This is a genomic window from Mesorhizobium sp. B2-4-19 (genome assembly GCF_006441315.1).
Taxonomy (GTDB): Bacteria; Pseudomonadota; Alphaproteobacteria; order Rhizobiales; family Rhizobiaceae; genus Mesorhizobium.
On record NZ_VFUV01000007.1, the window covers coordinates 63,508 to 82,490 of the forward strand.

Annotated in this window: 23 protein-coding genes; 10 read left to right on the top strand and 13 right to left on the bottom strand. The window is 64.6% G+C overall.

Annotated features, from left to right (window positions below):
- Nucleotides 1-91: 91 nt before the first annotated feature.
- The 5 genes from FJ546_RS14160 to FJ546_RS14180 all read right to left on the bottom strand — a co-directional run bounded on the left by FJ546_RS14160 (nucleotide 92) and on the right by FJ546_RS14180 (nucleotide 5,191).
- Complete coding sequence (locus FJ546_RS14160; protein WP_140889909.1) at nucleotides 92-886, bottom strand: inositol monophosphatase family protein; 795 nt, start codon at nucleotides 884-886, stop codon at nucleotides 92-94.
- Between the two features lie 78 nt (nucleotides 887-964).
- Nucleotides 965-1,966: an LLM class flavin-dependent oxidoreductase gene (locus tag FJ546_RS14165; protein ID WP_140889910.1), complete on the bottom strand. Its 1,002-nt coding sequence runs from the start codon at nucleotides 1,964-1,966 to the stop codon at nucleotides 965-967.
- Entirely contained in the window at nucleotides 1,963-2,796 is an 834-nt protein-coding gene (locus FJ546_RS14170; protein ID WP_140889911.1) for an arylamine N-acetyltransferase, read from the bottom strand. The genes FJ546_RS14165 and FJ546_RS14170 overlap by 4 nt, the downstream gene beginning before the upstream one ends.
- A 71-nt stretch (nucleotides 2,797-2,867) precedes the next feature.
- Nucleotides 2,868-4,037, bottom strand: a complete 1,170-nt coding sequence (locus tag FJ546_RS14175) for an AI-2E family transporter (protein WP_140889912.1) — start codon at nucleotides 4,035-4,037, stop codon at nucleotides 2,868-2,870.
- A gap of 92 nt (nucleotides 4,038-4,129) precedes the next feature.
- A complete protein-coding gene (locus FJ546_RS14180) occupies nucleotides 4,130-5,191 on the bottom strand; it encodes an LLM class flavin-dependent oxidoreductase (protein ID WP_140889913.1) in 1,062 nt (353 codons plus the stop codon).
- A 221-nt stretch (nucleotides 5,192-5,412) separates the two neighbouring features.
- Here FJ546_RS14180 and FJ546_RS14185 point away from each other — a divergent pair, with 221 nt between their 5' ends.
- Nucleotides 5,413-5,841 carry a DUF6481 family protein gene (locus tag FJ546_RS14185; RefSeq protein WP_140889914.1) on the top strand — a complete coding sequence of 143 codons (429 nt, stop codon included), beginning with the start codon at nucleotides 5,413-5,415 and terminating at the stop codon, nucleotides 5,839-5,841.
- Nucleotides 5,842-5,954: 113 nt separating this feature from the next.
- Here FJ546_RS14185 and sugE read toward each other — a convergent pair whose 3' ends face one another.
- Complete coding sequence (gene sugE, locus FJ546_RS14190) at nucleotides 5,955-6,269, bottom strand: quaternary ammonium compound efflux SMR transporter SugE (RefSeq protein ID WP_127278272.1); 315 nt, start codon at nucleotides 6,267-6,269, stop codon at nucleotides 5,955-5,957.
- Between the two features lie 199 nt (nucleotides 6,270-6,468).
- On the bottom strand, nucleotides 6,469-6,594 hold the full coding sequence (locus tag FJ546_RS31915; RefSeq protein ID WP_013891842.1) for a hypothetical protein: 126 nt from the start codon (nucleotides 6,592-6,594) through the stop codon (nucleotides 6,469-6,471).
- Between the two features lie 213 nt (nucleotides 6,595-6,807).
- Here FJ546_RS31915 and FJ546_RS14200 point away from each other — a divergent pair, with 213 nt between their 5' ends.
- The 4 genes from FJ546_RS14200 (at nucleotide 6,808) to FJ546_RS14215 (ending at nucleotide 10,071) form a co-directional block, all read left to right on the top strand.
- Nucleotides 6,808-7,617, top strand: a complete 810-nt coding sequence (locus FJ546_RS14200; RefSeq protein ID WP_140889915.1) for a transglutaminase family protein — start codon at nucleotides 6,808-6,810, stop codon at nucleotides 7,615-7,617.
- A gap of 125 nt (nucleotides 7,618-7,742) precedes the next feature.
- On the top strand, nucleotides 7,743-8,696 hold the full coding sequence (locus FJ546_RS14205) for a cation diffusion facilitator family transporter (protein WP_140889916.1): 954 nt from the start codon (nucleotides 7,743-7,745) through the stop codon (nucleotides 8,694-8,696).
- A 75-nt stretch (nucleotides 8,697-8,771) separates the two neighbouring features.
- Nucleotides 8,772-9,176 (top strand): GFA family protein, encoded by a 405-nt coding sequence (locus tag FJ546_RS14210; protein ID WP_140889917.1) that lies wholly within the window; start codon nucleotides 8,772-8,774, stop codon nucleotides 9,174-9,176.
- 82 nt (nucleotides 9,177-9,258) lie between these two features.
- A complete protein-coding gene (locus tag FJ546_RS14215) occupies nucleotides 9,259-10,071 on the top strand; it encodes a methyltransferase domain-containing protein (protein ID WP_140889918.1) in 813 nt (270 codons plus the stop codon).
- A 14-nt stretch (nucleotides 10,072-10,085) separates the two neighbouring features.
- On the opposite strand, the gene FJ546_RS14220 is transcribed toward FJ546_RS14215, so the two are convergent.
- Nucleotides 10,086-11,357 (bottom strand): DNA recombination protein RmuC, encoded by a 1,272-nt coding sequence (locus FJ546_RS14220; RefSeq protein ID WP_140889919.1) that lies wholly within the window; start codon nucleotides 11,355-11,357, stop codon nucleotides 10,086-10,088.
- Between the two features lie 103 nt (nucleotides 11,358-11,460).
- On the opposite strand from FJ546_RS14220, the gene def reads away from it, so the two are divergent.
- The 4 genes from def (at nucleotide 11,461) to truA (ending at nucleotide 14,319) form a co-directional block, all read left to right on the top strand.
- Nucleotides 11,461-11,991: a peptide deformylase gene (gene def / locus FJ546_RS14225; RefSeq protein WP_056573548.1), complete on the top strand. Its 531-nt coding sequence runs from the start codon at nucleotides 11,461-11,463 to the stop codon at nucleotides 11,989-11,991.
- Nucleotides 11,992-11,997: 6 nt separating this feature from the next.
- The gene (fmt, locus tag FJ546_RS14230) at nucleotides 11,998-12,951 is read left to right on the top strand and encodes a methionyl-tRNA formyltransferase (protein ID WP_140889920.1); all 954 of its coding nucleotides are present in this window, start codon (nucleotides 11,998-12,000) and stop codon (nucleotides 12,949-12,951) included.
- On the top strand, nucleotides 12,948-13,454 hold the full coding sequence (locus FJ546_RS14235) for an N-acetyltransferase (protein ID WP_140889921.1): 507 nt from the start codon (nucleotides 12,948-12,950) through the stop codon (nucleotides 13,452-13,454). Before fmt ends, FJ546_RS14235 begins: the two co-directional genes overlap by 4 nt.
- Before the next feature lie 118 nt (nucleotides 13,455-13,572).
- A complete protein-coding gene (gene truA / locus FJ546_RS14240; protein WP_140889922.1) occupies nucleotides 13,573-14,319 on the top strand; it encodes a tRNA pseudouridine(38-40) synthase TruA in 747 nt (248 codons plus the stop codon).
- Nucleotides 14,320-14,404: 85 nt separating this feature from the next.
- On the opposite strand, the gene FJ546_RS14245 is transcribed toward truA, so the two are convergent.
- The gene (locus FJ546_RS14245; protein ID WP_140889923.1) at nucleotides 14,405-15,040 is read right to left on the bottom strand and encodes a transporter; all 636 of its coding nucleotides are present in this window, start codon (nucleotides 15,038-15,040) and stop codon (nucleotides 14,405-14,407) included.
- 5 nt (nucleotides 15,041-15,045) lie between these two features.
- Nucleotides 15,046-16,239, bottom strand: a complete 1,194-nt coding sequence (gene dapE / locus FJ546_RS14250; RefSeq protein ID WP_140889924.1) for a succinyl-diaminopimelate desuccinylase — start codon at nucleotides 16,237-16,239, stop codon at nucleotides 15,046-15,048.
- A 125-nt stretch (nucleotides 16,240-16,364) separates the two neighbouring features.
- Between dapE and FJ546_RS14255 the strand changes: the two genes are divergently transcribed.
- A complete protein-coding gene (locus tag FJ546_RS14255; protein WP_140889925.1) occupies nucleotides 16,365-17,435 on the top strand; it encodes a 2-dehydropantoate 2-reductase in 1,071 nt (356 codons plus the stop codon).
- On the opposite strand, the gene FJ546_RS14260 is transcribed toward FJ546_RS14255, so the two are convergent.
- From FJ546_RS14260 to FJ546_RS14270, 3 genes are all read right to left on the bottom strand, one after another.
- Entirely contained in the window at nucleotides 17,338-18,111 is a 774-nt protein-coding gene (locus FJ546_RS14260; RefSeq protein ID WP_140889926.1) for a hypothetical protein, read from the bottom strand. The two genes, FJ546_RS14255 and FJ546_RS14260, sit on opposite strands and share 98 nt — an antisense overlap.
- A gap of 127 nt (nucleotides 18,112-18,238) precedes the next feature.
- Nucleotides 18,239-18,616, bottom strand: a complete 378-nt coding sequence (locus FJ546_RS14265) for a DUF805 domain-containing protein (protein WP_181167931.1) — start codon at nucleotides 18,614-18,616, stop codon at nucleotides 18,239-18,241.
- Nucleotides 18,609-18,971 (bottom strand): DUF805 domain-containing protein, encoded by a 363-nt coding sequence (locus tag FJ546_RS14270; RefSeq protein ID WP_140889927.1) that lies wholly within the window; start codon nucleotides 18,969-18,971, stop codon nucleotides 18,609-18,611. The genes FJ546_RS14265 and FJ546_RS14270 overlap by 8 nt, the downstream gene beginning before the upstream one ends.
- Nucleotides 18,972-18,983 lie beyond the last annotated feature (12 nt).

Here is an 18,983-nt window from a genome sequence, read left to right on the forward strand (position 1 = left end):
TCACGTTGATGGTTAATTCAAGGTGATGAAGCTTCCGTTATCGTGTTCTGAAGGCTGAGCGAGGTTCCGGCCGCCCAGCCATGGCCAAGAATCAGGGCTTGAACACACCGGAACAAAGCGCCTGCAGCTTCGAAAAGACGCCCTTGCCGCCGGCGATGACCTGCGTGCCGCTCTGCAGCACCGTCTTGGGATCCGCCTGCAGGACGGTGCCGCCGGCCTCCTCGATCAGCAGCATGCCGGCCAGGCAGTCCCAGGCGTTCATGTGTTCCTCGACATAGCCAAGCAGCCGGCCCGAGGCCACATAGGCCAGCATCAGGGCGCCGGACGCGTTGCGGAAGAAGACACCGCCTTCGGCGAGGATCTTCTTGATCAGCACCGCGATGTTCTCGGCCTCGGCCCGGTTCGAGAACCCGGTCCCCACCGACCCTTCTTCCAGGCTGGTCGCGGCACTTGCCTTGATCGGCCTGCCGTTGATGAAGGCGCCGCCGCCGCGCCTGCCATGGAACGTCTCGCCGATCGATGGTTCGCGGATGACGCCGACGACCGTCTCCCCGTCCCTTGCGCAAGCGATCACCACGCACCAGGCCGGAATGCCGCGCACGAAATTGGCGGTGCCGTCGATGGGATCGATGACCCAGGCATAGCTGCTCGAGCCGGCGACAGAAGCGTGTTCCTCGCCGACGATGCCGTCCTGCGGATAGTCCTTGGCGATCGCCGCACGGATGAACAGCTCGACCTCGCGGTCGGCTTGCGAGACCAGGTCCTGATGGCCCTTGCTCTCGATGGTCAGGCTTTCCAGATCGCGGAAATATTCGAGCCCGAGCTCGCCGGCCCGCCGCGCCAGATCGATGGCAAACTGCGTGCGGGCGTCAAGATCTTGGGTCACGGAAGGCTCGCTCCCGCTGGGGATGCGCCCCCACTTAGCAGAGCATCGCCGCCGGCAAAAGCACCCGGCGGATAAATGTCAGGCGGCTTGCGACAGCGATTTGTGAGCGTCTGCCAGGATCTCGAACGACCGCACCCGCGCCGCGTGATCGAAGATCTGCGCGGTGACCATCAGCTCGTCGGCGCCGGTGCGGCGCACGAAGGCGTCGATGCCCTGACGGACCGTTTCGGGAGAACCGACGACGGCGCAGGACAGCGCCTGGCCGAGCATGGTCTTGGCCATCGGATCGAGATCGCGGTCATAGTTATCGACCGGCGGCGGCAACCGTCCGGGCCGGCCGGTGCGCAGATTGACGAAGGCCTGCTGCAGCGAGGTGAACAGCAGCCGCGCCTCGGCATCGGTGGACGCGGCAAAGACGTTGAGGCCGAGCATCACATGCGGCCTGTCGAGCTGTTCGGACGGCTGGAAGCGCGAGCGATAGATGTCCAGCGCATGATCGAGCTCGGCCGGCGCGAAATGCGAGGCGAAGGCGTAGGGCAGGCCGAGCATGGCGGCGAGCTGCGCGCCGTAGAGGCTGGAGCCGAGAATCCAGATCGGAACGGTCTGGCCTTCGCCCGGCACGGCCCTGAGGCGCTGGCCTTCCTCCGCCGGCAGGAAATAGCCCATCAGTTCGACGACATCCTGCGGGAAGTTGTCGACGCCGGCCTCGAGGTTGCGGCGCAAGGCGCGCGCGGTGTTCATGTCGGTGCCGGGCGCCCGGCCAAGGCCGAGATCGATGCGGCCGGGAAACAGGGCGGCCAGCGTGCCGAACTGCTCGGCGATCACCAGCGGCGCATGGTTGGGCAGCATGATGCCGCCGGCGCCGACGCGGATGGTTTTGGTGCCGCCGGCGACATGGGCGATGACCACGGATGTGGCGGCGCTCGCAATGCCCGGCATGTTGTGGTGCTCGGCCAGCCAGTAGCGCTTGTAGCCCAGCCGCTCGGCGTGGCGGGCGAGGTCGAGCGAGTTGGCAAGCGATTGCGAGGCATCGCTGCCTTCGACGATCGGCGACAGGTCGAGAACGGACAATTCGGTCATGCGGTGGTCTCCACGATCTTCTCACGCACTTTGGCCTCGAAAGCCGTGCGGTCGGGAATGATGATGCCGAGCAGGCCTTGCAGCGTGTCGGCGAGTTCGGCGGCGGTGGCTATTTCCGTCTGCTCGGTGCGGCCGCCAAGGTGATGGATCGACAGCCTGACACCGCGCAGCGCGTAACGCCGGTCCGGCATGGCGCGCGCCGCAATGACGGAGGTGAGGAAATGCGATGTCGGGCTGGTCGACAGGAAGTAATTGGTGACGGAATAGTCGACCTCGTATTGCGGCTGCAGGTCGAAGCGGTAGAGCGAGCGCCAGTCGCCGCCGATGGCGGCCTGCAGGCGAAAATGATCGCCGGCCTCGACGATGCGGAATGGCTCGTGCGGGGTTTTCTGTTCCGGGCCGGGATCCAGCAGCAGCGGCGCCGTCAGGGTCAGGCCGCCGAAGCCGACATCGGCGATGTAGGTACGGCCATCGAGCTCGACGCGCAAAAGCATGTGGCTGCGCGCGGTGATGGCGTCCTCGCTCTGGCCCCAGAGCACGCGCGCGGCCAGGCCGTCGACCTCGAACCCCAGCGCCCGCAGCGCATGCATGAAGAGGAGGTTGTGCTCGAAGCAATAACCACCGCGCCCGCCAAGGACGATCTTGTCCTGCAGCGCGGCGAGGTCGAGCCGGACCGGGCGGCCAAGAAACGGATCGATGTTCTCGAAGGGGATCGCCTGTGGATGCGCGAAATGCAGCATCTTCAGCGTATCCAGCGACGCGTCGCGCGGACCGGCGTAACCGATGCGCGCGAGATACGCGTCGAGGTCGAAGGCAAGGGCATCGCTCATAAGGAAGGCACCGGGCGTTGATCGGCCGGATATAGGCATTCGATACGGCCGCCGCAAACAACGTCCGCCTTCTATGCCGCCGCCTGGCCGTTCTCCTCGACGGGTTCGTCCTCGACCACGGCGGTTTGCTGCGCGGCGAGGAAATTGCCGACATGGCCAAGCCCTTCGAAATGGTCGCAGAACACCTTGATGACGACCAGCAGCGGCACCGCCATCAATGCGCCGACGAAACCCCACAGCCACGACCAGAAGGCAATGGCGATGAAGATCGCCACCGCGTTTATTTCCAGGCGCCTGCCGACCACCATCGGTGTCACGAACTGGCCTTCCACGACATCGCACAAAAGCACGAAGGCCGGCGCCAGAAGCGCGTAGGAGATGGTGTCGAAGCTGATCAGCGCCATCACCGCCACCAGCACGATGGTCAGCAGCGCGCCGACATAGGGCAGGAAGTTGAACAATGCGGCGGCGACACCCCAGACCAGCGGGTTGGGCATGCCGAGCGCCCACAGGCCCAGGCCGATGACGGTGCCGAGACCCGCATTGATGATGGTGACGGTGAGCAGATAGTGCGAGATTTCGCGCTCGACGTCATAGACGACGCGCAGCGCCCGCTTCTTCTCGGTGAGGCTGGCGAAGGACTGGATGATCTTCTCGTAGAACATCGTGCCCGAGGCGAGCAGGAACAGCGACAGCACGAAGATGATGGTGAGGCTTGTACCCGCCGCCAGGATGTTGCTTGCGGCCGACGACAGGATGCCCGACTGGGCGACGGCCACCTTCTGGACGCCAGGCTCCTGCGAGGTCTCGGTCATCTGCTCGATCTGATGCGAGACCTGCATGATCCTTTCCAGCGGACGCCGCAATTGCGCCAGCCGCTCGGTGAGCTGCTGGCCGATCGACGAGGTGTTGTTGAGGAGATCGATGACAGGACCTGAGAGCAAATAGCCGGCGCTGGCGAACACGCAGATGGACAAAAGCACCAGGAGCGTCGCCGAAACCGCTTCGGGAATGCCGCGCTTGCGCAGCAGCCGCACGATCGGCGTCAATGTCAGCGCCAGCAGGAAAGCGAGCATGACCGGCATGAAGAAGGCGCGGCCGAAATAGAGCGCATAGACGGTCATGAAGATGAAGATGCCGACCAGCAGCGAGCGCATCAGATGGGTATCCGCACGGGCTTCGACGCGCGGATCCGGGCTTTCGGCAACGCCTGCGCCCGGAGCGGCGGGTTCGGCTTTCATCATGGACCCTCAGCGGTGCACCGTATCTGGTGCAGTCCGTTGACGAAAAAACGCCGGCGCGCCAGCAAGGTTCCTTTAGCCGGCAAGGCCCCTTATGCGACGGGCGCTGCCACCGCCGGCGCGGACTTCGCCGTTTCCTTGCGCACGATCGGGGCCACTTTGGTGCCGTAGAGTTCGATCGCCTTCATGATCTTGGCATGCGGCATGGTGCCGATCGCCATCTGCAGCAGGAAGCGGTCATTGTTGAAGATCCCGTGCTGGGCGACGATCTTCTCGGCCACCTGCTCTGGACTGCCTACGAACAGGGCGCCGTCGGGGCCACGCGACTGGTCGAAATGCGCCCGCGATGTCGGGCCCCAGCCACGCTCGCGGCCGATGCGGTTCATCACCTCGGCCTGCGGGCCGTAGAAATCGTCGGCCGCCTGTTCGGTGGTGTCGGCGATGAAGCCGTGCACGTTGATGCTGGTGGCGAGACCCGTCGGGTCGCTGCCGGCGCGCCTGGCAGCCTCGCGGTAGAGGTCGAACAGCGGCGCGAAGCGCGCCGGCTCGCCGCCGATGATGGCAAGCGCCAGCGGCAGGCCGAGCGCACCCGCGCGGGCGGCGGACTGCGGCGTCCCACCAATCGCGATCCAGACTGGCAGCCTGTCCTGGAAGGGCCGGGGATAGACACCGCGATCGTTGATCGGCGCACGCAGATTGCCGGACCAGGTGACCTTGACGCTGTCACGGATGGCGAGCAGCAGATCCAGCTTTTCTGCAAAGAGCTCGTCATAGTCTTCCAGATTGTAGCCGAACAGCGGGAAGGATTCGATGAACGAACCGCGCCCGGCCATGATCTCGGCACGGCCGCCCGAGAGAAGATCGAGCGTGGCGAACTGCTGGAAGACGCGCACCGGATCGTCGGAGGACAAGACCGTGACCGCGCTGGTCAGCTTGATGCGCTTCGAGCGCTCGGCGGCAGCGGCGAGCGCCACGACCGGCGCGGAGGCGGCATAATCGGGCCGGTGATGCTCGCCGAGACCGAAGACGTCGAGACCGACCTGGTCGGCGAGTTCGACCTCCTCGATCAGGTTGCGCAAGCGCTCATGTGGCCCGATGGCGTCCGGGCCGGGCTGCGGGCCGACGTCGGCGAAAGTGTAGAGACCGAGTTCCATTTGATGTCATCCTGCTGTTGGGTTTTGCGGCTAGACGTAGCGAGCGAACGGCCTTGCCGCCAGAGGCGTGGACGGTGAACAGTGCATGTCGGTTTGGGCAGCAAAAGGCGTCTCCCGGCTGCAACATCACGGAATTTCATGGCTGGCATACCGTTTTGGCGCTTGAACTCTCGGCATTCGCGCGTATGTAAGCCTCGCGAATTGACTTCAGGGAAGTGGACTTGGCTATCTACAGGGAAAAAGACATTTTCGAGCGGCGCAACGCCGCGAACGAGGCAAAGAAGGCGCTTCTGGAGCGCTTCAAGTCAAAGCCGGCGGCAGATGATCCTGCGGTGCTGGCGCGACAGGCCGAACGCAAGGCAATCCTCCAGGCTCGTGAGATCCGCGAAGCCGAGAAGGCAAGGCTGAAGCAGGAAAAGCTGGCACGCGAGGCGGTCGAGAAGGCCGAGCGCGAGGCAGCGGCCGAAGCGGCACGCATCGCGGCCGAGGAGGCGGCGCAGGCCGAGGCCAAAATTCGGGAAGCCGAAGAAAACGAGCGCATCGCCCGTTTGCTGGCCGACGAAGCCGAACGCAAGGCCAAGCGCGACGCGCGCTATGCGGCGCGCAAGCAGCGCACGGGCAGAACGCCTCCGGGCTTTTCCGCCCGCTAGCAGCTTCGGCGCAGCCAAGTTCGAACATTGAATCAGGGTCGCCTTGCAGCGGCCCTGAAGGTGTTTGTGCGGCGCTTTTCTTGTTGGACGCATATCGCTGTCCCACGCCGCTTTCAGGCAGCGAATTTCAGCCCCATAATGCCGCAGACGATCAGCGCGATGCAGCCGAGGCGGATCGCGGTGGCGGGCTCGCCGAGCAGCCAGATGCCGAGCAGGGCCGTGCCGACCGTGCCGATGCCGGTCCACACCGCATAGGCGGTGCCGACGGGAAGCGCCTTCAGCGCCAGGCCAAGCAAGGTAAGACTGACGATCATCGAGGCGACCGTGAGCACGGTCGGAACCAGCCTGGTAAATCCGTCGGTGTATTTGAGGCCGATCGCCCAGCCGATTTCGAAGAGGCCAGCGAAAAACAGAAAAGTCCACGACATCGGAACGCTCCATCCAGCATCGGGCCGGAGACAGGATCCGATCCTCAGATACCGATCACTATGGCGGGTCGTCCCGACCGAATTGTTGGGGAGGCGCGGGGTCGTCCCCGCACCATCGATATAGGTTGTCCAAACGCCCGATCAACCCGGCGGCATTGTCTGACGCCGGTGGATTTTGCCGCGCCTGACTTGCCGAGGCTTACTTTTCCTTGATGCGCATCGCCTTGACCGGCGGCGCCTTCAGGGCGGGAGCGGGTGCCGGCTTCTTGGCATCCTTCTTCGGCTTGCGGGCTTCCTTGCCTGCCTTCATCGCACCTTTAGCCATGATTCGTTCCTCCAGTTGCGGGGAATGAAGTGAAACAAGAGAAACGCTTTGCTGCAAGGGGGCAGTATCTGTCGCAACCGCCGGCCGACTGCTTTCAACCGGTTTCTAATTTGCTCGTAAACCATGACCGTCCGTGCCATTCTCGTTTTCGCACTGCAGCATCGACCCGCGCCTTCGCCCGGGTGATCGTCGGGCAGGCCGGTCAGGACGACAATGCGGATCCATATCGGCTGCGAGATGAGTTTCGACTTCCCGCAGGAGACGCCGCTCATCGCGATGCTCAATGTCCACTATTCCCGCGCCTCCGACCTCGAGCGCCCGGATTTCCTGACCTCCAGCCCGCCAGTTCCGGTTGTGGGTTATCGCGACAGTTTCGGCAATTGGTGCAACCGGTTCGTCGCGCCGGCCGGGCGGTTCACCTTCGGTACGGATGCGGTGATCCGCGACGCCGGCACATTCGAGATGGGCGAGCTGATGGCCTGGCAGCACGAGGTGCGCGACCTGCCGGCCGAGACGCTGCTGTTCCTGCTGCCCAGCCGGTTTTGCGAAAGCGACCTTTTGGCCAACGAAGCCTGGCGGCTGTTCGGCCATACGCCGCTCGGCATCCCTCGCGTGCAGGCGGTGTGCGATTTCGTCCACAACCACATCGTCTTCAACTACGGCAATGCGCGGCCGACGCGCACCGCGGCTGAAGCCTATCGCGAGCAGAGCGGCGTGTGCCGCGATTTCGCGCATCTTGCCGTCACCTTCTGCCGGGCGCTCAACATCCCGACGCGCTACTGCACCGGCTACATCAGCGATATCGGCATGGCGAAGCCGTGGTCGAGCATGGATTTCGCCGCCTGGATGGAAGTCTATCTCGGCGGCCGCTGGCATGTCTTCGACCCGCGCAATAATGCGCCGCGCATCGGCCGTATCCTGATCGCTTCCGGGCGCGACGCCGGGGATGTGCCGCTGACCCATATTTTCGGACCGGGGACACTGGCCGGCTTCAAGGTGTGGACCGACGAGATCGTCGAATAGTCGCCGTCTCCCGCCGGCCGGTCCCAAACAAATCGCGTCTTGAACGACCCGGCAGTTGGCGCGTTATGGTGGAGCTGCGGCCGTCCGGCCGTTAGACTGGGCACGTCGAACGAGGACCAAATCGCATGGCCGGGCACGGCGGCTCCAAAATGGTCATCTATGCGGCGCTTGCCGGCAATCTGGCGATCGCGCTGACCAAATTCGCCGCCGCCTTCTTCACCGGCAGCTCGGCGATGCTGTCGGAAGGTGTGCATTCGCTGGTCGATACCGGCAATGGCGGTCTGCTGCTCTACGGCATGCACCGTGCCGCGCGCCCGGCCGACCGCACGCATCCGCTTGGGCATGGCCGCGAACTCTATTTCTGGAGCTTCATCGTTGCCCTCCTGGTCTTCGCGCTGGGCGCCGGCGTGTCGTTCTACGAGGGCATCATCCACATCATGGCGCCGGAGCCTGTCGCCAACGTCAAGGTGAACTATGTCGTTCTCGGCTTGTCCTTCCTGTTCGAGGGCAGCTCCTGGCTGGTGGCGCTGAAGGAATTCCGCCGAGAGAAAGGCAAACAGAGCTGGTTGCAGGCCCTGCAGTCGAGCAAGGACCCGAGCGTCTATACCGTCCTGTTCGAGGACAGCGCCGCGCTTGTCGGCCTGATCGTCGCCTTTGCCGGCATATTGGCGGCGGAGCTGCTGGAGATGCCGGAACTCGACGGCGCCGCCTCGATCGGCATCGCGCTCATTCTCGGCGCCACGGCGATTTTCCTCGCCCGCGAAAGCAAGGGGCTGCTGATCGGCGAGCCGGCGTCGCCCGAAGTGCAGAAAAAGGTGCTGGCGATCGTGCAGCAGGATCCGGCGGTGCAGCGCGCGAACGGTGTCCTGACCGTCCATATGGGACCGCAAGAGATCGTTGCCGGGCTCAGCATCGAATTCGAGGACCATCTGTCGGCGCCGGAGATCGAAGCCTGTGTCGAGCGCATCGAGGCACGGCTGAAGAAGGAGATGCCGGAGATCACGCGGCTGTTCGTCAAGCCGCAGACCACGGGTACCTGGGAGCAGCGGCGCAAGCTGATCGAAACGGCATCGAACTAGTCCTGGACCAGCGCTGCACCGTTGCCCCGTCGCATTGCCTTGCTAAGATCAGGCGACGGATTTCGGAGAACGACCATGAAGATCGACGGCGGGTGCCATTGCGGCGCCATCACCTATGAGGCCGAGGTCGACCCGGCGAAGACCTCGATCTGCCATTGCACGGACTGCCAGCAGCTGACCGGCACGGCTTTTCGCGTCACCGTTCCCGCGCCCGAGGATCACTACCGGATCACCAGGGGCACGCCAAAACTCTATATCAAGACCGGATCGAGCGGGGCCAAGCGCGCCCAGGGCTTTTGCGGCGACTGCGGTTCGCATCTTTTCGCGACTTCGGTTGGCGACGGCCCGAAGGTCTATGGAATCAGGGCGGGCACCGCGCGGCAACGCGAGGATCTGGTGCCGACACAACAGAAATGGCACCGGTCGGCCCTGCACTGGCTTCCCGAATTCGAGGGCATGAGCATCGTGGTGGAGCAGTAGCTCCGCCCTCCCGGTCGAAAACCGCCCCAGGACAAGCAATTCTGTGCTAGCCTCGCTCACCATCAAGGGGCGGGAAATAGCCATGTTGGAAACGGATAAACTGTTTGCCGGCTCGATCCCGGAAAACTACGACCGCTATATGGTGCCGTTGATTTTCGAGCCATTCGCCGCGGACCTTGCACGGCGGGCAGCGTCCTTCTCGCCCAAAGCCGTCCTGGAAGTCGCCGCGGGCACCGGGGTCGTCACCCGTGCCTTGGCGCCAAAACTGTCCGCCGACGCAACCTATGTCGTGACCGACCTCAACCAGCCGATGCTCGACTACGCCGCTTCGCGACAGGCTCGCGACAGTCGCATGCAATGGCGCCAGGCCGATGCCATGGCGCTACCGTTCGAGGACGCCGCCTTCGATCTCGTTTGCTGCCAGTTCGGCGCGATGTTCTTTCCCAGCCGCCCATCCGCCTACCGCGAGGCCAGGCGGGTGCTGAAGCCCGGCGGGCATTTCCTGTTCAACGTATGGGACCGCATCGAGGAAAATGTCTTCGCCGATGATGTGACCAATGCGCTGGCAAGGATGTTTCCGAACGATCCGCCGCGCTTTCTGGCCCGCACGCCGCATGGCTACCACGATACGGCGCTGATCCGCGGCGAGCTGGAAGAGGCCGGCTTCTCCGGCGTGGCGATCGAAACGAGGGCTGAAGAAAGCCGCGCCCCCTCGCCGCGCCTGCCGGCCGTGGCCTACTGCCAGGGAACGGTGCTTCGCACCGAAATCGAGGCCAGGGATCCCGGAGAACTGGACGCTGCAACGGATTACGCCGCGTCCGCGATTGCGGCCAGATATGGCGGCGGCGCGGTTGCCGCCAAAATCCAGGCCCACGTCATCGTGGCCGTGGCCTAGGCCGGAATTGCTGGCTAGTCGTCGCCTTCGACGACCCGCAGCCTGAGCTGCCCGGTCTTTGAGTCGGCAGCGCGCGGTCCGGGCTCGAGTTTCGCCGCCGGTGCCCGTGACGGCGTCTCCGGGCCGGCATCGCCATCGGCCTGCGCGCCGAACTCCAGCGCCTCGATCTTCTGGCCGCGCTTGGTCACTTTCGATGTCGAGACCAGGATATCGTCGATGTCCTTGGCCGATTGGCCGAAATGCACCTGCAGCTTGCGCACGCGCTCGTCGACGCGCGCGACATCCTCCATCAGCCGGATGACCTCGCCCTGGATCAGATGCGCCTGTTCGCGCATGCGGGCATCCTTGAGGATCGCCTGGATGACCTGGATCGACAGCATCAGCAGCGACGGCGAGACGATGACGACGCGGGCGCGGTGCGCCTTGTGGACGATCGCCTCGAAATTCTCGTGGATCTCGGCGAACACCGATTCCGACGGCACGAACATGAAGGCGGTGTCCTGCGTCTCGCCCTGGATCAGGTATTTTTCCGAAATATCGCGAACATGGATCTCGATGTCGCGGCGGAAGGCCTGGGACGCGACCTTCTGCAGGTCGGCGCCGTCGGCCGCGCGGATTGCGTTCCAGGCCTCCAGCGGAAACTTTGCGTCGATGGCCAGCGAGGGCGCGCCGTTCGGCATCTTCACCAGGCAGTCGGGCCGGCTGCCGTTCGACAGCGTCGCCTGGAATTCATAGGCGCCATGCGGCAGGCCGTCGGCGACGATCGCCTCCATGCGCGACTGGCCGAAGGCGCCGCGCGTCTGCTTGTTGGAGAGGATCGCCTGCAGCTGCACGACCTGGCCGGCGAGCGACTGGATGTTGCCTTGCGCGACATCGATGATGGCCAGCCGCTCCTGCAGTTTCGCCAGGCTTTCATGCGTCGATTTGGTCTGCTCGGTCATGGTCTGGCCGATGCGGCCGGTCATGGCGTCGAGGCGCTGGCCGATCGACTGCGTCAGCTCCGCCTGGCGCGCGCCGAACACTTCGGCAATGGCGCCCATGCGGCCCTGCATCTCGGCCTGGCTTTGCAAGATGCCGGCCATCCGCGCCTCGGCGTCGCGGGCATGGTCGGCGGCTTCCGCGGCAGCGACGGCGCGCGCCTTGGCCGACCGCCACAGCGCGACGACCAGCGCCACGAACAGGCCGAGGAACAGCAAGGCGCCGAAGGCCAGGGCGTGGCCCAGCGTGATTGTCGATGCGCCAAGCCGGGCGACGGGCTGCGAAAGGATGGTGCTCAGATCATTCATGTGGACAGCATAGCCGATTCGGCCGGCTGGCACAGATCAAAACGTGAACGATACTCAGGTCCGCCGGTTGACGCATTTCGCTGGACGTCTTACGTGGGACGCCATGCCGATCAAGCCGCTCATCATCCTTCCCGATCCCATCCTGCGCCAGGTTTCCAAGCCGGTGGAGCGCGTCGACGCGCCTTTGCGCAAACTGGCCGACGACATGCTGGCGACCATGTATGACGCGCCCGGCATCGGACTGGCGGCAATCCAGATCGGCGAGCCGCTGCGCATGCTGGTGATCGACCTCGCCAAGGAAGACGAAACGCCGGCGCCGCATGTCTTCATCAACCCGGAGATCCTGGAAAGTGCCGATCAGCGCTCGGTCTACGAGGAAGGCTGCCTGTCGATTCCCGACTATTACGCCGAAGTGGAACGCCCGGCTTCCGTTCGCGTGAAATATCTCGACCGCGACGGCAAATTGCAGGAGATGGAGGCCGAGGGGCTGATGGCGACCTGCCTGCAGCACGAGATCGACCATCTCAACGGCGTGCTGTTCATCGACCATATCTCGAAGCTGAAGCGCGACATGGTGGTGAAGAAGTTCAAGAAGCTCGCCAAGGACAAGGCGCCGGGCAAGCTGGTGGGATAGGGGAACATGCCCCTGCGCGTCATCTTCCTGGGCACGCCGGAGTTCTCGGTGCCGACGTTGCGCGCGATCGCCGAGGCCGGACATGAGATTTCCGCCGTCTACACACAGCCGCCGCGCGCCGCCGGCCGGCGCGGGCTGGAGCTGACGCCGTCGCCGGTGCAGCGCGAGGCCGAGCGGCTGGGCATCGCGGTGCGCACGCCGACATCCCTCAAGGACGAGGCCGAGCAGGCGGCGTTCAGCGCCCTGCGGGCCGACATAGCGGTGGTCGTCGCCTATGGTTTGCTGCTGCCGAAGCCAATTCTTGACGCGCCCCGGCTTGGCTGCATCAACGGCCACGCATCGCTCTTGCCGCGCTGGCGCGGTGCCGCCCCCATCCAGCGCGCCATCATGGCGGGTGACCTGGAAAGCGGCATGATGGTTATGCGCATGGAAGAGGGTCTCGACACCGGACCGGTGGGATTGCTTGAAAAATGCACCATCGAACCCGATATGACAGCCGGCGATCTGCATGATCGGTTGATGCGCGTCGGTGCCGCCCTGATGGTGGAAGCGCTGGCGCGGCTGGAAGGGAACACCCTGACATTTAGCGCGCAAGTGGCGGAAGGGGTGACTTACGCCAGAAAAATCGATAAATCCGAGACGCGCGTAGACTGGACGCGGCCAGCGGCCGAGGTCCACAACCATCTTCGCGGCCTGTCGCCCTTTCCCGGCGCCTGGTCCGAAATAGACATTGGCGGCCGCATGGAACGGCTGAAACTGCTTCGCTCGACGCTGTCCGAAGGCCTGTCGCTTTCGGAAGGTTTGGGCGAGTCGGGAGGAATTCTCGATGACCGGCTGACGGTCGCCTGCGGGGCAGGCGCGATCAGGCTGGTCGAAGTTCAACGCGCGGGCGGAAAGCCCGCCGCCGCGTCGGAATTCCTGCGCGGAGCCAAGATCGTAAAAGGAATGAAATTCTCATGAGCATGATGTCGATACGCGCGGCAACGCCGCGGGATCGCGAGGCAATTCGCCTCGTCGAGGAACACGCCTTCCGCCAGCAGGCGGAGGCCGGGCTGGTCGACGCGCTGGTGACCGGCGGCGACGCCGTCGTCGAACTGGTGGCGGAAGAAGACGGCCAGGTGGTCGGCCATATCCTGTTTTCCCGGCTGTTCGTCCAGAATGGCGGCAAGAGCTTCGCAGCCGTGGCGCTGGCGCCGCTGGCGGTGGAGCCTTCGTTTCACGGCAGCGGCATTGGCGGCGCGCTGATCCGCGAGGCGCATATCCGCCTCAGGGATGCCGGCGAGACGCTGGCCGTGGTGCTGGGCGACCCGGCCTATTACGGCCGGTTCGGTTACAGCCATGCGCGAGCCGAGAAGTTCGAGAGCGAATATCAAGGCGAGGCGCTGCAGGCGCTGGCCTGGGGCGACGCTCCGGAGGCCGGCAGGCTGGTCTACGCTTCCGCCTTCGCCGCTCTCGCCGCGTAGAGCAGTCCACCGTTCATGGAACGGTGACTTGCTCTACCTGTTTGTTTTAACGCAATTCCGGACGGAAACCGTTTCACACTTTTCCTGGAATTGCTCAAGGCGAGAGCTCTAGCCGCAAATGCCGCGTTTTCGCCTCGACATCGAATATGACGGCAGCCTGTTTGCCGGCTGGCAGCACCAGGCCGACCAGCCTTCGGTGCAGCAGGCGATCGAGCGGGCGATCGAGAAATTCTGCGGCGAGGCGGTGCGGTTGCGCGCCGCCGGCCGCACCGATGCCGGCGTGCATGCGAGCGCTCAGGTGGCGCATGTCAACCTGGCCAAGCCATGGCCTGGCGACAAGGTGCGCGATGCCGTCAACGCCCACCTGCAGGCAGCCGGCGCGCATGTCGTCATCCTGAAGGCGGCGATCGTTCCCGACGATTTCGACGCGCGCTTCTCGGCCACCGGCCGCCACTATCTCTACCGCATCCTCAACCGCCGCGCGCCCGCGGCGCTGGAAAAGGGCAAGGTGTGGTGGGTGCCGAAGCGGCTCGATGCCGGCGCCATGCACGAGGCCGCGAAACTCCTGCTCGGCCGGCATGACTTCACCACCTTCCGTTCGACCCAGTGCCAGGCCAACAGCCCGGTTCGGACGCTGGAACGGCTCGATGTGAGCCGGGCGGGCGACATGATCGAGGTGAGAGCCTCGGCCCGTTCCTTCCTGCACAACCAGGTGCGCTCCATGGTCGGCTCGCTCAAGCGCGTCGGCGATGGCGGCTGGACCGAGGCCGACCTCAAGGCAGCGCTCGAAGCGCGCGACCGCGCCGCCTGCGGCCAGGTGGCGCCGCCCGACGGGCTTTTTCTCATTGGCGTCGATTATCCCTGAACAGCGTCCAGAAGCTCTGTTCGGAATAGAGTCCGAAGACTCTATTCCGAAAGGAACCGGCAGGCCCTATTCAGAGCCCGGCAGGCTACAACCCCGGAAACGGTCCGGAAAGGCTCTGGGCCCCGATATTGTCCGGCACGGTGATGCCAAGCAGCATCTGCAGCCCGAACAGCACCAGCAGCGAAGCGATGAACATGCCGACGAAAACGGCGGTGCCGACCGCCGCGCCCTTGCCGATCGTGGCATTGGTCATGCGCCAGGTCAGCGCCATCGACAAGGCGAACAGCAGCAGCGACACAAGGCTCGAGACCTGGCTTGCCGACGACAGGAAAAGCCTGATCAGCGCCGAGGGCAGCATAAGCCAGGCAGTGATGGCCGAGGCCCAGTTGCTGGCGACGACATAGTGGACGAAGCGCCCGCCAATGCCAGCGCGCGGCGCGACCAGGGCAAGCACGACCAGCGGCAGCACCCAGGAGCCGATGTCGACCGTCGCCAGGCGCAGCAGCATGCCGAAACGGCCCACGAAGGCGTTGGGATCGCCGATCTCGTTGGCGATGCCGACCCAGCCCACGATCAGCGCCGGCGCGGCAACGACAATGGCGAAGAAGGAATTCCAGAAACCGTCGGCCGACAGGTCGAGCAGGCGCAGGCCGTCGGCCTTGCCGAGCATAAGCCGCCAGGCACCGGTCAACGAAGCTTGGGTTTCATCCGCCGAAAGCATGCTGCTCAGCCCTGTCCGAACCAGTCTTCGATGAAGCGCTCGTAGATCCGCGTCAGCGTTTCGAGATCGGCAAGGGCGACGCGCTCGTCGACCATATGCATGGTCTTGCCGACCAGACCGAACTCGACCACCGGGCAGTAATCCTTGATGAAACGCGCATCCGACGTGCCGCCGGAGGTCGACAGTGTCGGCTCCTTGCCGATCGCCGCCTTGATCGAGCCGGCAAGTGTGTCGACCAACTTGTCGTCGCGGGTCAGGAAGACATGGCTTGGCCGGTCGCGCCAGACAAGGTCGTAGTCGACCGGCGTCTTCTTGCCCGGCCGGTACTTCTTGCGCTTGGCCGCCTGGTCGAGCCGGTTGTGGATTTCGGCCTGAACGGTCTCGGCCGTCCAGGTGTCGTTGAAGCGGATGTTGAAGGTCGCGGTCGCCTTCGCGGGGATCACATTGGTGGCCGGATTGCCGATATCGATGGAGGTGACCTCCAGATTGGTCGGCTGGAAATCCCTGGTTCCCTTGTCGAAGACGGGATGCAGCAAGGCGTCGACCAGGCTGATCAGCCCGCGCACCGGATTGTCGGCAAGCTGCGGATAGGCGGCATGGCCCTGGCGGCCGTTGACGGTGACCGAACCGGACAGCGAACCGCGCCGGCCGATCTTGATCATGTCGCCGAGCGCATCGGGATTGGTCGGCTCGCCGACGATCGAGGCATCCCATTTCTCGCCCCTGGAAGCCGCCCATTCGAGCAGCTTGACCGTGCCGTTGATGGCCGGGCCTTCCTCGTCACCGGTGATCAGCAGCGAGACCGAGCCCTTGGGGCCGCCATGCTTCTCGACATGGCGCGCTATCGCCGCGACGAAGCAGGCAATGCCGCCCTTCATGTCGACGGCGCCACGGCCATACATCTCGCCATCGGCGATCTCGGCGGCGAAAGGCGGATGCGTCCAGGCGGCCTCGTCGCCTACCGGCACGACATCGGTATGGCCGGCGAACATCAGATGCGGTCCGTTGCCGGACCGCCTTGCATAGAGGTTCTCGATGTCGGGCGTGCCGTCTTCCGAAAAGACCGGCCGGTCGACCAGGAAGCCGAGCGGTTTCAGCATCGTTTCCAGCGCGCCCAGCGCACCGCCTTCGGCTGGTGTCACGGAGGCGCAACGGATAAGGGCGGCGAGGTTTGCGGCGGGGTCGGTCGGCAGCGTCATGGCAAAAGCGATAGTCGAAAGCTGAGGGCCTGTCACGGACAGACATAGGAGCCAGCGCAATGGCAGACGATGCCGCCGACATTATGGTTTTCATGTCGTATAGTCGGGCCGGTGTGGAGCAAGAGATGGCAGCCGAGGAAAAACGGATCGTCATCGCCGGTGCCGGCAGCATCGGCTGCTATGTCGGCGGCTGTCTGGCGCTTGCCGGGCGGCCGGTTGTCCTGCTGGCCCGGCCGCGCATCGAGGCAGCGCTGCGGCAAGGCGGATTGCGCGTCAGCGACCTTGAAGGCCGCGATCGCCTGGTCAAGCCCGACGCGCTCGGGATCACCGCCGATCCCGCCGTCGCTCTGCCGCAGGCGGATGTGATCCTGGTGACCGTCAAGAGCGGCGCGACGCGGGAGATGGCGGCGCTGATCGAGGCCCATGCCCGACCCGACGCGGTGGTTGTCAGCCTGCAGAACGGCGTCGACAATGCCGACAGTCTGCGCGCCGGGTCCGGCCAGCGCACCGTGCTGGCCGGCATGGTGCCGTTCAATGTGGTGCAATCGCCTGACGACGAGCTGCCGCTGCGCGTCCACCGCGCCAGCGACGGCAAGGTGATGATCGAGGATGGCGGCCCTGCCGGCCTTCTCGACGTCGCCGGTCTTCTCGATGTCGCCAGTCTTCTCGACGTTGAAGGGCTGGCGGTCGAGACGCATGGCGACATGAAGGCCGTGCTGTGGGGCAAGCTTTTGATGAACCTCAACAACGCGCTGGTGGCGTTGTCGGACCTGCCGCTGGCGAGCGAACTCGCCGATCGGCGCTGGCGGCTGATCCTGGCCGGCCAGATCGACGAGGCGCTGCGGGCGATGAAAGCCTCCGGCATCGCGCCGGCGCGGATCGCCGGACCGCGGCCGGCGCTGCTGCCGAAAGTGCTGCGGCTGCCGGACTGGCTGTTCAAACTGCTGGCGCGGCGCATGCTGGCGATCGACCCTCAGGCGCGCTCGTCGATGTGGGACGATCTGCAGCGCGGCCGGCGCACGGAAATCGGCGAGCTGCAAGGCGCGGTGCTCGGCCTCGCCGAAAAAACGGGCACGCCGGCGCCGTTCTTGAAAAGCGTTACCGCTTTGGTGCGCGCGGCGGAAGCGGCGCGGCTTGGCCCGCCCGGCCTGGCGCCGGAACAGGTTGTGCCGCCGGGGGCCTCTCGATCAGCGTGATCTTCTGCCAGATTTTGCGCGACAGGTTCGAGCTCAAATTCTCGATATCATTGACGCCGTCGATAACGACGTCGTCATTGACCGACTGGGCGAAGAGTGCGGCTATCTTGCCGGTAATCGACAGCATTTCCGAGCAATAATCCAGATAGCGGGCAAGGTCGGCGGCATTGGTGATGCGGGCCGGGGAGTGCGCGGTCGGCTTGAAATCGGCCGAAAGTGCGGCCGGATCCTTGGTCAGCTGGTGCATGTCGATGACATGGATCAGCGAGCGCAGGCCGTGCAGCTGGCGAAACACCCGCTTGCGCTTTATGCGCTCCTCGGTGCGGATCAGCGCCAGCAGGCCGAGCACCGCGAGAATGCAGGTGTTGATCGACGCCTCAATGCCTTGCACCGATTGCAGGGCATCGTCGTTTCCGGAGATGCGGTCCAGGGGCAGGATCGTGCCGACGAACAGGAACACCAGCACACCGGCGACGAAGACGGCGGCGATCAGGCCGCGCAGCCACCAGATCGGCGCTTCGAGCGCCTTTGCCGCCTTGGCCAGATCGCGTGACAGCGACACCAGTTCGCCGGCGACGCCGCGCAGCCCGGCCTGGGGAAACCGTTCCGCAACGCGCTCCTCGAGTCGTTCGGCGGTCTCGATGATCAGTTTCGGATCAAGCGTACGGTAGCGCATGTCCGATCGGCCCTCAGAGCATGATGCCGAAAAGTGTGAAGCGGTTTTCGGACGACATCATGCTCTATCTCTTTGATTTAGAGACGGATTCAGATTTCAGGTCGATTCGACCTGAAATCATCCGGCTCTAGGGTTGTGCCGGCTCGTTGGTGCGTCGGCCATAGCGGTTGGGCCCAGGCTGTCCTGGAAACAGGCACAACACAAGAAAGGCGACGATCGAGACGACCGGTACAAACAGGATCAGCGCGGCAATGCCCGGCTTGTCGAGGTCGTGCAGCCGCTTCACCGCCAGCGCGATGTTCGACCATAGCGAGGCAATGAAGGCGATGAAGAAGATGAACGACCACATATTGCCCTCGGCCGAGCCTTCCGGCACCAGCGTGAAGCGGTAGAGCGGGAAGGCCTGGATGATGGCGACGAGCAGGCCGCCAAGAAAATAGGCCGCGCGGCTGACGCGGCCTGAAGTCTTGAAGAAAAGCCAGGTGAGATTTGAACTGTCAGGCAAGCGGGTCCTGTCCGTATTGATTGGCACCGCTGGTGCCTTGGAGGATACCGAGTTCGACCAGCAGCCAGATGCCGCCGATGACAGGTACGAGGCCAATCAGCGTCCACCAGCCCGACTTGTCGCGGTCGTGCCAGCGTTTCGCGTAGAGGGCAATAGCGAAATAGATCGATGCCAGCGCGAAGAGGATGCCGATGATGCCGACCTGAGCGCCGCTGCTGGTGGTGAAACGCGTGCCAAGGATCGAGTCGAGAATGAAGGCGACGATGCCGATAACGATGAACACGCCGATGCCGGCCCAGAATTTGGCGCGGTTGATGCGGCCGTCGAAACTTGTGAGCAGATATTTCCAGTCCATGTCACCCCTCCA

Coding starts and splice junctions, on each gene's coding strand:
- FJ546_RS14180 (WP_140889913.1), bottom strand. CDS start 5,191: ATGGAACTCGGTCTCTACACTTTCGCCGACGTCGGCCCGCAGCCCGGC.
- sugE (WP_127278272.1), bottom strand. CDS start 6,269: ATGTCGTGGACTTTTCTGTTTTTCGCTGGCCTCTTCGAAATCGGCTGG.
- def (WP_056573548.1), top strand. CDS start 11,461: ATGCCGATCAAGCCGCTCATCATCCTTCCCGATCCCATCCTGCGCCAG.
- FJ546_RS14215 (WP_140889918.1), top strand. CDS start 9,259: ATGTTGGAAACGGATAAACTGTTTGCCGGCTCGATCCCGGAAAACTAC.
- fmt (WP_140889920.1), top strand. CDS start 11,998: ATGCCCCTGCGCGTCATCTTCCTGGGCACGCCGGAGTTCTCGGTGCCG.
- FJ546_RS14175 (WP_140889912.1), bottom strand. CDS start 4,037: ATGAAAGCCGAACCCGCCGCTCCGGGCGCAGGCGTTGCCGAAAGCCCG.
- FJ546_RS31915 (WP_013891842.1), bottom strand. CDS start 6,594: ATGGCTAAAGGTGCGATGAAGGCAGGCAAGGAAGCCCGCAAGCCGAAG.
- FJ546_RS14170 (WP_140889911.1), bottom strand. CDS start 2,796: ATGAGCGATGCCCTTGCCTTCGACCTCGACGCGTATCTCGCGCGCATC.
- FJ546_RS14260 (WP_140889926.1), bottom strand. CDS start 18,111: ATGCGCTACCGTACGCTTGATCCGAAACTGATCATCGAGACCGCCGAA.
- FJ546_RS14245 (WP_140889923.1), bottom strand. CDS start 15,040: ATGCTTTCGGCGGATGAAACCCAAGCTTCGTTGACCGGTGCCTGGCGG.
- FJ546_RS14220 (WP_140889919.1), bottom strand. CDS start 11,357: ATGAATGATCTGAGCACCATCCTTTCGCAGCCCGTCGCCCGGCTTGGC.
- FJ546_RS14210 (WP_140889917.1), top strand. CDS start 8,772: ATGAAGATCGACGGCGGGTGCCATTGCGGCGCCATCACCTATGAGGCC.
- FJ546_RS14235 (WP_140889921.1), top strand. CDS start 12,948: ATGAGCATGATGTCGATACGCGCGGCAACGCCGCGGGATCGCGAGGCA.
- FJ546_RS14255 (WP_140889925.1), top strand. CDS start 16,365: ATGGCAGCCGAGGAAAAACGGATCGTCATCGCCGGTGCCGGCAGCATC.
- FJ546_RS14270 (WP_140889927.1), bottom strand. CDS start 18,971: ATGGACTGGAAATATCTGCTCACAAGTTTCGACGGCCGCATCAACCGC.
- FJ546_RS14165 (WP_140889910.1), bottom strand. CDS start 1,966: ATGACCGAATTGTCCGTTCTCGACCTGTCGCCGATCGTCGAAGGCAGC.
- dapE (WP_140889924.1), bottom strand. CDS start 16,239: ATGACGCTGCCGACCGACCCCGCCGCAAACCTCGCCGCCCTTATCCGT.
- FJ546_RS14205 (WP_140889916.1), top strand. CDS start 7,743: ATGGCCGGGCACGGCGGCTCCAAAATGGTCATCTATGCGGCGCTTGCC.
- truA (WP_140889922.1), top strand. CDS start 13,573: ATGCCGCGTTTTCGCCTCGACATCGAATATGACGGCAGCCTGTTTGCC.
- FJ546_RS14200 (WP_140889915.1), top strand. CDS start 6,808: ATGCGGATCCATATCGGCTGCGAGATGAGTTTCGACTTCCCGCAGGAG.